Origin of the sequence: Acidovorax sp. LjRoot117 (genome assembly GCF_964252695.1) — a bacterium.
Lineage (GTDB): Bacteria > Pseudomonadota > Gammaproteobacteria > Burkholderiales > Burkholderiaceae_C > Acidovorax.
In genome coordinates, this window is the sequence record NZ_CAXUPO020000001.1 from 161715 (window position 1) to 174374 (window position 12660).

The 12660-nt window shown below is 65.1% G+C and carries 12 protein-coding genes; 4 read left to right on the forward strand and 8 right to left on the reverse strand.

Annotated features, from left to right (window positions below; all coding sequences use genetic code 11):
- Positions 1-12 precede the first annotated feature (12 nt).
- Entirely contained in the window at positions 13-1557 is a 1545-nt protein-coding gene (amaB, locus tag ACSQ3D_RS00775; RefSeq protein WP_436125590.1) for an L-piperidine-6-carboxylate dehydrogenase, read from the reverse strand.
- 255 nt (positions 1558-1812) lie between these two features.
- On the opposite strand from amaB, the gene ACSQ3D_RS00780 reads away from it, so the two are divergent.
- Positions 1813-2715 carry a LysR family transcriptional regulator gene (locus tag ACSQ3D_RS00780; protein WP_396502879.1) on the forward strand — a complete coding sequence of 301 codons (903 nt, stop codon included), beginning with the start codon at positions 1813-1815 and terminating at the stop codon, positions 2713-2715.
- 8 nt (positions 2716-2723) lie between these two features.
- Here the strand turns inward: ACSQ3D_RS00780 and ACSQ3D_RS00785 are convergent, their stop codons facing one another.
- The 3 genes from ACSQ3D_RS00785 to ACSQ3D_RS00795 all read right to left on the reverse strand — a co-directional run bounded on the left by ACSQ3D_RS00785 (position 2724) and on the right by ACSQ3D_RS00795 (position 5031).
- Positions 2724-3080 carry a hypothetical protein gene (locus tag ACSQ3D_RS00785; protein WP_436125591.1) on the reverse strand — a complete coding sequence of 119 codons (357 nt, stop codon included), beginning with the start codon at positions 3078-3080 and terminating at the stop codon, positions 2724-2726.
- Between the two features lie 98 nt (positions 3081-3178).
- On the reverse strand, positions 3179-4084 hold the full coding sequence (locus ACSQ3D_RS00790) for a hypothetical protein (protein ID WP_436125592.1): 906 nt from the start codon (positions 4082-4084) through the stop codon (positions 3179-3181).
- A gap of 350 nt (positions 4085-4434) precedes the next feature.
- Positions 4435-5031 carry an ATP-dependent Clp protease proteolytic subunit gene (locus ACSQ3D_RS00795; RefSeq protein WP_436125593.1) on the reverse strand — a complete coding sequence of 199 codons (597 nt, stop codon included), beginning with the start codon at positions 5029-5031 and terminating at the stop codon, positions 4435-4437.
- A 90-nt stretch (positions 5032-5121) separates the two neighbouring features.
- On the opposite strand from ACSQ3D_RS00795, the gene ACSQ3D_RS00800 reads away from it, so the two are divergent.
- Positions 5122-5913: a sigma-70 family RNA polymerase sigma factor gene (locus tag ACSQ3D_RS00800; protein ID WP_436125594.1), complete on the forward strand. Its 792-nt coding sequence runs from the start codon at positions 5122-5124 to the stop codon at positions 5911-5913.
- A 72-nt stretch (positions 5914-5985) separates the two neighbouring features.
- On the opposite strand, the gene ACSQ3D_RS00805 is transcribed toward ACSQ3D_RS00800, so the two are convergent.
- The 4 genes from ACSQ3D_RS00805 to ACSQ3D_RS00820 form a co-directional block, all read right to left on the reverse strand.
- Positions 5986-6393 carry a hypothetical protein gene (locus tag ACSQ3D_RS00805; RefSeq protein ID WP_436125595.1) on the reverse strand — a complete coding sequence of 136 codons (408 nt, stop codon included), beginning with the start codon at positions 6391-6393 and terminating at the stop codon, positions 5986-5988.
- Positions 6394-6600: 207 nt separating this feature from the next.
- Complete coding sequence (locus tag ACSQ3D_RS00810) at positions 6601-8100, reverse strand: sensor domain-containing diguanylate cyclase (protein ID WP_436125596.1); 1500 nt, start codon at positions 8098-8100, stop codon at positions 6601-6603.
- 276 nt (positions 8101-8376) lie between these two features.
- The gene (locus ACSQ3D_RS00815) at positions 8377-9012 is read right to left on the reverse strand and encodes a GNAT family N-acetyltransferase (RefSeq protein ID WP_082486066.1); all 636 of its coding nucleotides are present in this window, start codon (positions 9010-9012) and stop codon (positions 8377-8379) included.
- 71 nt (positions 9013-9083) lie between these two features.
- Positions 9084-9956, reverse strand: coding sequence for an IclR family transcriptional regulator (locus tag ACSQ3D_RS00820; protein ID WP_056162046.1), 873 nt, complete (start codon positions 9954-9956; stop codon positions 9084-9086).
- Between the two features lie 294 nt (positions 9957-10250).
- On the opposite strand from ACSQ3D_RS00820, the gene ACSQ3D_RS00825 reads away from it, so the two are divergent.
- Positions 10251-11345, forward strand: a complete 1095-nt coding sequence (locus tag ACSQ3D_RS00825) for an ABC transporter ATP-binding protein (protein ID WP_436125597.1) — start codon at positions 10251-10253, stop codon at positions 11343-11345.
- The gene (locus tag ACSQ3D_RS00830; protein WP_436125598.1) at positions 11342-12238 is read left to right on the forward strand and encodes an ABC transporter permease; all 897 of its coding nucleotides are present in this window, start codon (positions 11342-11344) and stop codon (positions 12236-12238) included. Before ACSQ3D_RS00825 ends, ACSQ3D_RS00830 begins: the two co-directional genes overlap by 4 nt.
- Positions 12239-12660: the final 422 nt, after the last annotated feature.

Here is a 12660-nt window from a genome sequence, read left to right on the forward strand (position 1 = left end):
GAGAACGCAAGGTCACACATCGAACGTCACACCTTGCGCCAGCGGCAGCGCCGTGGAGTAGTTGATGGTGTTGGTCGCGCGGCGCATGTAGGCCTTCCAGCTGTCCGACCCGGCCTCGCGCCCGCCACCGGTTTCCTTCTCGCCGCCGAACGCGCCACCGATCTCGGCACCGCTGGGCCCGATGTTCACATTGGCAATGCCGCAGTCCGAGCCGGCGGCCGACATGAACTGCTCGGCCTCGCGCACATTGAGCGTGAAGATCGACGACGACAGGCCCGCGCCCACCGCGTTGTTCATCGCGATGGCTTCATCGAGCGTGCTGTAGCGCACCACGTACAGGATGGGCGCAAAGGTCTCGTGCAGGGCCGGGCCTTCGTGCGCCTTCAGCTCCACCAGCGCGGGGCGCACGTAGTGCGCGTCGGCACCGCCAATGCCTTCCACGCGGCCACCGCCGTGCACCGTGGCGCCCAGTGCGCGGCTTTGCTCCAGGGCTTTTTGCATGCCGTCGAACGCCTGGCGGTCGATCAGCGGGCCCACCAGGGTGCCGGCCGCGCGGGGGTCGCCCACCTGCACGTTGGCGTATACCTTGACCAGCTGGGGCACCAGCTGGTCGTAGATGCTCTCGTGCACGAACAGGCGGCGCAGCGTGGTGCAGCGCTGGCCCGCCGTGCCCATGGCAGCGAACGCAATGCCGCGCAGCGCCAGGTCCAGGTCGGCCGAGGGGGCCACGATGGCGGCGTTGTTGCCGCCCAGCTCCAGAATGCCGCGTGCAAAGCGCGCCGCCAGGCGCGGCCCGACCGCGCGGCCCATGGCGGTGGAGCCCGTGGCCGACAGCACCGGCACGCGGGCATCGTCCACCAGCTCTTCGCCGATGTCGCGCTGGCCGATGAGCAGCTCCAGCAGGCCTTCGGGTGCGCCGCCACCGGCTGCGTTGAAGCGGGCCACCGCGCGCTGCGCGATGGCGTGCGTGGCCAGGGCCGTGAGGGGGGTCTTCTCCGACGGCTTCCACACCACCGAATCGCCACACACCAGCGCCAGCGCGGCATTCCAGGACCACACGGCCACGGGGAAGTTGAAGGCCGATATCACGCCGCACACGCCCAGCGGGTGCCAGGTTTCCATCATGCGGTGGCCGGGCCGCTCGGTGGCAATCGTGAGGCCGTACAGCTGGCGCGACAGGCCCACCGCAAAGTCGCAGATGTCGATCATCTCCTGCACCTCGCCCAGCCCTTCGGACGGGATCTTGCCCGCCTCGATGGTCACGAGCAGGCCCAGGTCCGCCTTGGCGGCGCGCAGCTCTTCGCCCAGCAGGCGCACCAGCTCGCCGCGGCGGGGCGCAGGCACATCGCGCCACAACTGGAACGCGGCGTGCGCGCGGCCGATGGCGGCCGTGGCGTGGGCCGGAGAGGCCTCCGGCACCGCACCGATTGCCTCACCCGTGATGGGCGAGCGCACCGGCAGACTGCCGCCGCTGTAGGCCGCACGCGAAACGCCCAGGCGTTGCAGCAGTTGATCGACTTCGGACACAAGGGAGGTGGCAGCAGGTGTGGCGGACATGGCGGCTCGCAAAGATCGGAACGACAAGGACAAAAAAGATGAACAGGCGCAGCCCGCAAGATGCCGCAGGTGCGCCGATGCCCGCCAATATCCGCCAATACCGCAGTGCTGGATAGCAAAAAAACGGAACTACTTGATCACATTCGAGAATGAAGTACCTGAAAATACCAGCGCCACCGCCCCACCACCAGCCAGCGCCAGCAGTGCGGCCAGCCCACGCCCTGCCGGCGCTCATCATTCCCCCTACGCATGACCATGCTGCGCCGCTCCTTCCTGCCCTCCACCGCCGATCTGCTGGCCTTCGAAGCCGCGGCCCGCCACCAGAGCGTGTCGCGCGCTGCCGAGGAACTGCACCTCACCCAAAGCGCCGTGTCGCGCCAGATCCGCCAACTGGAGGAGCAGTTGGGCACCGCCCTCTTTCACCGCGTGCGCCAGCGCGTGGTGCTGACCGACGCCGGCCGCGTCTACGCCGCCGACGTGCAGGCCGTGCTGCAGCAGCTGTCGGCCAGCACGCAAAAAGCCATGGCCTTTGCCAGCACCGACGGTCTGCTCAATCTGGCGGTGCTGCCCACCCTGGCCACCCGCTGGCTCATCCCGCGGCTGGCGGGCTTCATGGCGCTGCACCCCGAGGCCATGGTCAACTTCTCGGCCCGCACCGAGCCTTTCGACTTTGCGGGCACGCCGTTTGACGCGGCCATCCATTTCGGTGCCCCGCACTGGGCCGGCGCCGTGTGCGAATACCTGATGCACGAAGAAACCGTGCCCGTGTGCAGCCCCGCCTACCGCGACCGCCATGCCATCCGCACCCCGCACGACCTGACCCGCGTGGTGCTGCTGCAGCAAAGCACCCGCCCCACCCAGTGGGCCGAATGGTTCGACCTGGTGGGCGCCCCGGCCGCGCTGGCGCTGCGCGGGCCGCAGTCCGAGCATTTCTCCATGATCGCCCAGGCCGCCGTCTCCCACCTGGGCGCGGCGCTGCTGCCGCGGTTTCTGATCGCGCAGGAGCTGGCAGCCGGCAGCCTGGTGGAACTGTCGGACCAGGTGCTGACCAGCACCGATGCGTACTACCTGGTCTACCCGGAGGCGCGGGCGCAGACACCGCTGGTGAAGGCATTCAGGGACTGGGTGGTGGGGGAATGCGCGGGGCGGGCGCAATAGACGGGTGTTCACCCCGGCTGCTGTGATATTCGATGGATTGGCTTGCCATCTATCTCAATGATGACACCAGACATCCCAGGAAATTGACTGGCTCGCGCCGGTCCTCCATAAATGACGTCGAGCCGAAAGTCAGAGGGGGCCACTCGCCTGATGACCAGTTTTTTTATGGCCTGGCCTTCCTCGATATCTGTCAAATTGATTCGACGACCAGTGCTTGAGTAATCGCACATTATTTCAGGAACAACGTCATTTGAAATTGCCACTCCCCTCGACTTATCCTGAAACCCTGAGACCATCGAATAAAGATAGTGCTTGCGGCCATCGATATTTAACTGAGCAATTTCGACATAAGAATCCGCAAACATGAAGCATTCATGCCCAGACCTTAACTTCCAAGCAAAGAAACTTACCGACAAGATCGCCAACAAAGGTAAAAAAAATAATAATTTCAACATTAAACGCATTACCCCACCCTCCAATGCTCATGCCACTCAACACGGTACCAAAATTTCTTTGCAATCCCTATCTTTTCCATATGGTTAGACAACCCATCTGGCAATCGCAATTTCCGACCATTCAGAGGTATTTCGGTGATATTTTTATCATCCTGCTCATCGGCATAATCAACAAAATCATATAGACTGCTGACACTCCAACGAGTGAAGAATAAATTCCTTTGATACGAAGTCGTCGCCATCAAGTAAAAACGGTTGTCAGTATATTTCAAGCGAACATTGATTTCTTCAGCCTTCAAAGTACCATCATTTGTGACAATGTTTCCTTGAGTGGGTTTATGCCGATTTTGCGAGCGGAGAGGATCCGCAAATTTGGAACGTTGAAATTCCACGTCAGACGTTTTAGCAATCGCAAAAAATTTATTGGTATTTTGTCTATTTGAAATATATTTCTTCAAAGCAACAATTGCATCTTGAACAATAACAGAATACGGATAGACAAATGGATTCAGTATAACCTCATGCCCGCCGCCATGAACATAATGATTGGCGAGCAGCGCCGCCTCAGAAAAACCCAGATACTTACCACCCCACCAAAAAGCCTCATAAATATTGACTAAGAATTCTTTTTCATCCTCTGTAAAACTGGAGTTTATTTTGGCTTTACAGGCAAGATAGTCAATTGTACTTTGCACCAAATCAAAACTCTCTGTTACACCGAAGACTTGAGCTTTCCCCAGATGCCAAAGCGGAGCGGTCGGTACATTCTCTCTATTTTTTATACAGATACTTGCTTTCTGCGCGACCTGCTCAACAGTCTTTTTCTGAACTACCAACTTGAATTCCTCACGAATTTTAATACCGCCATTGGCTCGTGCTGAGCCTGGGGGCGTGGATCTGCCCGCCAAATCCACGCACTGTGCATTAAATTATCATGGGAGCTCGTGCTCGCATAGCCTTTAAATCGGATATGCCTTTATCGAACAGAAAATGAAATTTTGTTATTTATCGAATCGCCAATCATCGCGGTAATGTCGAGCCAACCGTCGCGGGCGCGAGGCACGGTGTTGTGCGTTGCCGCTGGACGCTTACCAATACTGAAAGCGGAATTGACCAAAAGGAATATGAATGATGCTCCGCTGCTAACTCAGCATTGAAAGCGAAGGGTCTCAACAATAGCCCCCCAACACCGCGATGCAATAGTGGTGCTGACGACCTTAGAGCCCGTGTAGCGCGCCACCTTTTTTGACCAACACGCGCAACTTTAAGTGGCCCTGAGTTCAATCTTGCGCTCGATGACCCTCGAAACCAGTCCGTACTCGACCGCCTCCTCGGCCGACAACCAGCGGTCGCGCTCGATGTCCTCCAGCACCACGGCCAGCGGCTTGCCGGTTTCGCGCGCGATGGTGCGTGCGATGCGCTCCCGGGCCTTGACGATCTCGCGGGCCTGGATGGCGATGTCGCTGGCCGGCCCGCCCGCACCGCCACTGGGCTGGTGGATCAGAAAGCGCGTGTTGGGCAGGCAGTAGCGCCGCTGCCGGGGCACGGACAGGTACAGGTGCGTGGCGGCACTGCCCACCCAGCCGGTGCCGATCATGTTCACCGGCGCACCGATGAAGCGCACGATGTCGTGGATGGCATCGCCCGACTCCAGGTGCCCGCCTGGCGAGCTGACCAGCACGTCGATGGGGTCGGCGCTCTCGGCGTCCAGCGCGATCAGGCGGCGCGTCACATCGGCCGCGATCACATCGGTCACGGTGCCGAAGATCAGCAGGGTGCGGGCCTTGAAGGCTTTCTCCTCCAGGTAGGAGGTGCGGGGCTCGGTGGCGCTGGACGGTGCGGGGGTGTCTGGGCTGTTCACGGTGAATCCTCGTAGTGGAACTGCCTTGACGAACGGCGCGCCGGTTTCGTGACATCCGCGCGCCCAGCAGGCCTGTGGCAAGATTTGCCGATGCACGACGAATACCGGATGGCCCTGATCGACACCGACCGCAGCCGCCTGGTGCGGGCCGCCACGCGGCTGCTGGGCCCGGCAGAGGCGGAGGATGCGGTGCAGGACGCCTACATCCGCGCACTGGAGGCCGACACGCGCGCGCTCAATACCGCCCAGGCGTGGCTGCTGACCGTGGTGCGCCACCTGGCCATCGACCGGCTGCGCAGACGCGATTGGATGCAGCAGTGGCTGGCCGAGGCAGCCACGCCACAGGCGCCCGCCGCTGCGCCGTCGGCCGAGAGCGATGCGGCGCTGGCCGAAGAAGTGGCCCACGCCTTGCGCCAGCTGGCGGCGTGCCTGAGCCCCACCGAGGGCGCTGCCGTGCTGCTGTACGAGGTGTTCGAGGCCAGCCATGCGGAGATCGCATCGGCGAGCGGCCGCACCGAAGCCGCCAGCCGGCAGCACATCCGCCGGGCACTGCACAAGCTGCGGCAGGCAGCAGGCCGTGGCGAGCACACCCCGGCGCAGGGCGACAGCGATGGCCACGACCCTGCCGTCCTGCGGGCGTACCTGCAGTCCCTGCAATGGCGCGACCCGCAAACCCTGTGGGCCATGCTGCGCCAGCCCCCCATCAGCGCGTCTTCGGCCATCACCCGTCCAGCCACCACCCGCATGCCAACCACGTCCTGCGGGGTGGTGCAGGTGGGCGGCCAGCTGGGCCTGGTGCTCACGCTCGACGGCGTGGCCCTGTGCGTGCTGCCGCTGGGCGTGCGCAATATCGAGTGCGATCTGCACGCCGCGCTGCAGTAGTACCAGACACAAAAAGGCCGCTGCGCCATCCTGCAAGGCAGGCCAGGCGCAGCGGCCATCTTCAAGCATCCCTCAGCGGACGGGCACAGCGGTAGCGCGCGGCCCGGCGCTGCGGCGCTTCCACAGCGCGATCAGCACGTGGGCACCGATGGCCAGCGCCAGCAGTACGGCGGCCCCCAGGCCCCACAGGGCCCACGCCAGAACCGACACCGTGCCGGACAGCGCTGGAACGGCTTCCAGGGCGCCCTGGACCACCGGGCCTGCCGAGGCGATCACGGACTCCAGCTCCCGTGCCAGCTGCGGCGGCATCCACGCCCGGACCCACTCAGGCAGCAACACGGCGTTCATCGCCGACGTTCCCGCCGACAGCACCCCTGCGCTGGACACTGCCCACAGCGTCACCGCATGCACGCCCCAGCAGACCATGGACCACAGGGCCAGCAGCATGAACGACAGAAACCAGCTGATTGCGTAAAACATCGAATGCGTCCTTTCAAAATGGCAAGTGCCGAGTATGGGGATTGCAAGCGGCAAGACACACCAGCTTGAACCGAACTGGGTATTCGGTTTTACCGAACCAGCCGATTGCCGATCGCCTTTCGCCTTTCGCTTTTGAACTGCACCATCGTTGTGACCTGCGGGTGTCGCCCAAGGACACCTGCTCCGCCCGTGGCCGCTACGGGCAGGTCAATCCGCAGCCCGGTTGCGCCCCGCCGTCTTGGCACGGTACAGGCCGCCGTCTGCCGTTTCGATGAGTTGACGCTCGCAGCCCTCCGCATAGGGCCCCGCCATCGTCGCGGCCCCGACACTCACCGTGACGCAGCCGAACGCGCTGCCGGTATGTGGCACCGCCAGCGCCTCGACCTGCCTGCGCACCACCTCGGCCACCACCAGCGCCCCGTCCAGGTCGGTGTTGGGCAGGATGATCGCCAGCTCCTCCCCGCCATAACGCGCCACCAGGTCCCCCGGGCGCTGGGCATGCTGCACCAGGCACCGGGCCACGGCCTGCAGGCAGGCATCACCCTCCACATGGCCGTAGGTGTCGTTGAATCCCTTGAAGTGGTCCACGTCGATGAGCAGCAGCGACAGCGGCTTGCCTTCGCGGCTCGCTCGCCGGCATTCGGTGTGCAGGGTGTCGTCGAAACACCGGCGGTTGGCCAGGCCCGTCAACTGGTCTTGCGCAGCCAGGGCTTCGAGCTTCTGGTTCACCTGCAGCAGGTCTTCCCGGGCGGCGACCAGCGATGCCTCGGCGCGGGTGCGGCGGCGGATGTCGATCAGCAGGTGCCACCCGATGACCGTGATGCCCACCAGCAACGCACCCACCACGCCCGCCGTCAGCAGCGCCTGGCGCCACCAGCCCTCCAGGGCTTCGTCCTTGCCCACGGCCACCGTGGTGGTCAGGGGATAGCGGTCGCTCTTGCGATAAGCGTACAGCCGGTGTATGCCGTCGATGCCGGATTTGAACGACGCAGTGCCGGCGGTTGCACCCGAATAGAAGCGCTGGAAGTTGGCAGACTTGGAGAAGTCACGGCCCATGTCCTGCTCACGGTAGGGGTAGCGCACCAGCATCTGGCCGCCGGTGGTGGTGAGGCCGATGGCGCCCTCCGTGCCGACATCGACCTTGCCGAACTGCTCCAGAAAACTCTTGATGCCCAGGCTGATCACCACCACGCCCGCAAAGCGCCCGTTTGGGCCGTCGAACCGGCGGCTCACGGTGATGACCCAGTCCCCGGTGGAGCGGCTCTGGATGGGCGGGCCGATGAACGGCTCGGGCGACGGGTTGCCACGGTGGTGCGCAAAGAACGCCCTGTCCAGGCCGCTGACCTGCGCGGGCACCTTGCCGGTGGACGTCATCAGCCAGCGGCCGGAGTCGTCATAGATGACCAGGCTGTTGAGCTGGTTGAGCAGGGGCTCCTGCCGGTCGATCAGCCGCTGCAGACGCTGCAGGTGGCCCGGCCCGGTGCCCTCGGCCTCCAGCCGCTCGCTGAAGTCCAGCAGCAGCATGGCGCTCTGGGTGATGACGCCTTCGGTGTAGGTGTTGAGCGTCTGGGCCAGGTTCAGGTTCTGGGTGTCGGTTTCTGCCAGCGAGTGATCCCGCGCGGACCAGATCTGCCACGCCGTGGTGGAGGCGACCGACAGGTACACGGCGATCAACAACAGCGCCGCCAGGCGCACATCACGCTTCATCTTTTTGCTTCCCTCTCACATGCCGGACTTCGTCCGCGCGCTCCCTGCCAGACCGGCAGGACCTCGCACGAGGCTACTCCTGCTGCATGACTTGTTCTCTTGTAGGCCCACCATACTATGGACAAACCGCGGCATCAATCACGGAATGAACGGGCGGATCACCCCATTGCCAGGGTCGATTCAGGCGGGTACAGGCTATTGCGGGGGGCAGGTGCGCAGAGGGTGGGAAGACGTGGCACCACGCTGCGGCGTATCACGGCGCCCACCCCCGTGCCATCAGGCGCGCGGCGGCCTGGCCTCGCGCACCATGAGCCAGTAGGCACGGCCCGAGACAGGCTCCACACAGGGCACCTCGCGCACGAAGCCCAGGCGTCGATAGAACGCCAGGCTGAGCGGGTTGAAGGTCTCCAGATAACAGGTGGCGCCTGCCACATCTGCGCGGGCCAAGGTTTGCGCAACCAAGCGCTGCGCCACGCCGCGGCCCCGCGCTGCGGGGCGCACCCCCAGGATCGACAGGTACCACGCAGCGTGCAGCGGGTCAGGCACCTGCGCCTCCATCGCGGCACCGATGCGCTGGTAGTTGTCAAAACCCATGGGGCCGAGGCACCGGGCCAGGCCCTCGGTGCGCCGCGCACTGTGCACCGCCTTCTCGCTGGCGGTGGCCCGGCTGGTGGCCCACAGCGCTGCGCCGTCATCACCCGACACCATCACCTCGCCCACCGCATTGGCCTCGTCCATGGCCAGCGCAAAGTACTGCGCCAGCACGCGGTGGCGCAGTGCGGGGTCGTGTGCGCTGTCGACGGTGACGGCCTGGTAGAACGGGTCGTCCATCAGCGCGGTGGCCAGCGCGTCGCACACCGGCGATGGCTCGGGCAGCGGTGGCAGCGATGAGGATGTAGGGTGTGTGTGCATCTGCGTTGTGGTGTGTGGCAGGCCAGGGCGCGCATCGCACAGCGGCAGGCCAGGATGCGCGCGGTTGCTCGTCAGTCGGGACGCCCCGGCAGCAAGGCCGGGTCTGCGCCAGGCATAAACCGCTGCTCGGGCGGCGAGCCCGCCAGGCTCTGCGCAGGCCTTCTCAGCGTCGCATCGAACGGGTTGATCTTCGGCCCGATCGCGGCCGCCTCGCGCTTGAGCAGTTCCACCACGGTGGGCATGCGGTCGGCGTTCAGGCGGTCGGCGATGGTGCCCACGCTCAGCGCCGCCACGGCGCGGCCTTCGCGGTCGCAGATGGGCACGGCCACACCGGCCATGCCTTCGAGCAGGCCGGTGTTGCGGCCTGCGTAGCCCTGCTGGCGCACGCGCTCGATCTCGGTACGCAAATACACCTCGTCGTACACGCCGTACTCGCGCACGCGGGACAGGTTGAATCGGATGACCTCTTCGCGCTCGGCCTCGGGCAGGAACGCGAGGATGGCCAGCGCGCCCTGCCCCACCCCCAGCGCCACGCGGCCACCGATGTCGCCGGTGAACGAGCGGATCGGGAAAGGCCCCTCGCTGCGGTCCAGGCAGATGGCGTCGAAGCCGCTGCGCGCCAGCAAAAAGATGCTGTCGCCCAGGCTGCCGCACAGCCGCAGCAATGCCGGGCGGCACAGGCTGCGCAGGTCGCCCGGGTTGCCGGCGCGCGCAGCCAGGGCGAAGAAGTCCATGCTCAGCCGGTAGAGCTTGCTGCGCTCGTCCTGCTCGACCATGCCTTCGGCCACTAGCGACTGCAGCAAACGGTGCGTGGTGCCCTGCGTGAGGCCGATGGCACGCGCCAATTGGGTGACCCGGCCGCCCTCGGCCTGCACGGCCACCAGGGCGCGGATGAGGGCAAAGACCCGGGGGACACCGCCCGTGCCTGCGGTTGCTGCTTCCATGCGTCGTTCCTGCGGAATAGATGGCCTGCATTTTACGCAGCACATTTCAATGAACGGAATAATTTGAAGAAAAATTCTGATTAGTGGAATACCCGGTGCGATCTGGTTCGGTTGTTGCAATAGAGTGAACTGAAAACGCCGGGCAACCCCATCCTGAACGATCCCATGCACCGCCGCGGTGCAGCGGTGCCAAGGCACCTTGTTTGGCAGAGGCCGCCCGGCACAAAGACATCCATGCGCCGCGCCGTCAGAGCACGCGCCTGGCAAGAAACCGGAACCCGAAGAAAGGCCCCCATGTCCTTCCTCCAACTTACCGACGTGACCAAGTTCTACGGCAGCACCTGCGCGGTGCAGTCCATGAACCTCACGGTGGAAAAAGGCGAATTCGTCTCCCTGCTCGGCCCATCGGGCTGCGGCAAGACCACCACCTTGCAGATGGTCGCGGGCTTCGAGGCGGTGAGCAGCGGGCGCATCGAGCTGGACGGGCGCGACATCACCCACGCCAAGGCCAACACGCGCGGGCTGGGCATCGTGTTCCAGAGCTATGCGCTTTTTCCGCACATGACGGTGGCCGACAACGTGAGCTTTGGCCTGGAGATGCGCAAGGTGCCCAAGGCCGAGCGCAAGGACCGGGTGGCACAGGCCCTGGGCCTCGTGCACCTGGAGCCGCACGCCACGCGCTACCCCCGCGAACTGTCGGGCGGCCAGCGCCAGCGCGTGGCCCTGGCGCGCGCACTGGTCATCGAGCCGCCCGTGCTGCTGCTCGACGAGCCCTTGTCCAACCTGGACGCCAAGCTGCGCGAGGAAATGCAGTTCGAGCTGCGCCAGATCCAGCGCAAGGTGGGCACCACCACGGTGATGGTCACGCACGACCAGAGCGAGGCCATGTCCATCAGCGACCGCGTGGTGGTGATGGAGGCCGGCCGCGCCACGCAGATCGACCACCCGCACCGCGTGTACGAGCACCCGCGCACCCGCTTCATCTCCACCTTCGTGGGCAAGGCCAACCTCGTGCCCGGCAAGGTGACGTCGGCGACCAGCACCCACACCCACGTGGGCGCCGGGCCCATCGAGGTGCGGGTGGACGGCGCACAGTTTCGCCCCGGCGCGGCCGTGCTGCTGAGCGTGCGGCCCGAAAAGCTGCAGTTGGTGCCCGCAGTGCAGGGCCGCATCGACGGCGAAGTGCGCGAACGCTTCTTTCTGGGCAGCCAGTGGCTGTACCGCGTGGGCACCCCCCTGGGCGACCTGATGGTGCTGGTGCCCAACGACGGCCGCAACGCGCTGGACGAAGGCGACCGCACCGGCCTGGACTGGCCCGACCACTGCATGCGCCTGCTGCCCGCCGATGAATCCGCGGTGGCAGGTGCCGAGGCCGAGGCCATGGCATGACAGCTACATCATCGACCCTGTCCGCAGCGCCCCACCCGCTGCTGGGCAAGAAGGCCATGCCCTGGTGGCTGTCCGGCCCGGCGCTGCTGCTGTTCACCGTGCTGTTGCTGGTGCCGCTGGCGCTCACGGCGGTGCTGTCGTTCAACGCGTTCGACCCGGCCACGGGGGTGAAGGCGGGCGAGTTCACGCTGGAGCACTACCGCCATGTGTTTGCCGATTCGTACTACCACGCGATCTTCTGGCGCACGTTCTGGATCGCCGGGCTGGTCACGCTGATCTGCGTAGCGATTGGCGCACCCGAGGCGTACGTGCTCAGCCGCATGCGCAACCCGTGGCGCTCCATCCTGCTGCTGGTGGTGCTGGCGCCGTTGCTGGTGTCGGTGGTGGTGCGGGCCTTTGGCTGGAGCATGCTGCTCGGCCCCGAGGGGCTGGTGAACGCGGCCTTCGGCCTGGTGGGCATCGGCCCGGTGAAGATGCTCTACACCGAGATCGCCGTGGTGGTGGCGCTGGTGCACGTGATGCTGCCGTTCATGGTGATCCCCGTGTGGACATCGCTGCAGAAGCTGGACCCGGGCGTGGAGAACGCCGCGCTGTCGCTGCAGGCGTCGCCCTTCACCACCTTGCGGCGCATCGTGCTGCCGCAGGTGCTGCCGGGCATCTTGTCGGGCAGCCTGATCGTGTTCGGCCTGGCGGCCAGCTCGTTCGCCATTCCCGGCCTGCTGGGCGGGCGGCGGCTGAAGATGGTGGCCACGGTGGTGTACGACGAGTACCTGCACGAGCTGAACTGGCCGCTGGGCGCCGCCATTGCGCTGACCTTGCTGGTGGCGAATCTGGTGGTGATGCTGAGCTACAACCGACTGGTTGAAGGCCGTTACAAGAAGTCTTTGGGATGAACATGACGACCCCCACGCTCCACCACTTCGTGTATTCGCTGCCCCCCGAGGGGGCGCAGGCCTCCCTTGGGGCGGCCCGGCGGGAGTCAATCCGCAAAGCCCCCACGCTCCATCACTTCGTGTATTCGCTGCCCCCCGAGGGGCCGCAGGCCTCCCTTGGGACGGCCCGGCGGGAGTCAATCCGCAAAGCCCCCACGCTCCATCACTTCGTGTATTCGCTGCCCCCCGAGGGGCCGCAGGCCTCCCTTGGGGCGGCCCGGCGGGAGTCAATCCGCAAAGCCCCCACGCTCCATCACTTCGTGTATTCGCTGCCCCCCCAGGGGGCGCAGGCCTCCCTTGGGGCGGCCCGGCGGGAGTCAATCCGCAAAGCCCCCACGCTCCATCACTTCGTGTATTCGCTGCCCCCCCAGGGGGCGCAGGCC

Excerpts from the sequence above, each read along its gene's own strand:
- amaB (WP_436125590.1), bottom strand. The coding sequence starts at position 1,557 with ATGTCCGCCACACCTGCTGCCACCTCCCTTGTGTCCGAAGTCGATCAA.
- ACSQ3D_RS00780 (WP_396502879.1), top strand. The coding sequence starts at position 1,813 with ATGCTGCGCCGCTCCTTCCTGCCCTCCACCGCCGATCTGCTGGCCTTC.
- ACSQ3D_RS00785 (WP_436125591.1), bottom strand. The coding sequence starts at position 3,080 with ATGTTTGCGGATTCTTATGTCGAAATTGCTCAGTTAAATATCGATGGC.
- ACSQ3D_RS00800 (WP_436125594.1), top strand. The coding sequence starts at position 5,122 with ATGCACGACGAATACCGGATGGCCCTGATCGACACCGACCGCAGCCGC.
- ACSQ3D_RS00805 (WP_436125595.1), bottom strand. The coding sequence starts at position 6,393 with ATGTTTTACGCAATCAGCTGGTTTCTGTCGTTCATGCTGCTGGCCCTG.
- ACSQ3D_RS00810 (WP_436125596.1), bottom strand. The coding sequence starts at position 8,100 with ATGAAGCGTGATGTGCGCCTGGCGGCGCTGTTGTTGATCGCCGTGTAC.
- ACSQ3D_RS00815 (WP_082486066.1), bottom strand. The coding sequence starts at position 9,012 with ATGCACACACACCCTACATCCTCATCGCTGCCACCGCTGCCCGAGCCA.
- ACSQ3D_RS00820 (WP_056162046.1), bottom strand. The coding sequence starts at position 9,956 with ATGGAAGCAGCAACCGCAGGCACGGGCGGTGTCCCCCGGGTCTTTGCC.
- ACSQ3D_RS00825 (WP_436125597.1), top strand. The coding sequence starts at position 10,251 with ATGTCCTTCCTCCAACTTACCGACGTGACCAAGTTCTACGGCAGCACC.
- ACSQ3D_RS00830 (WP_436125598.1), top strand. The coding sequence starts at position 11,342 with ATGACAGCTACATCATCGACCCTGTCCGCAGCGCCCCACCCGCTGCTG.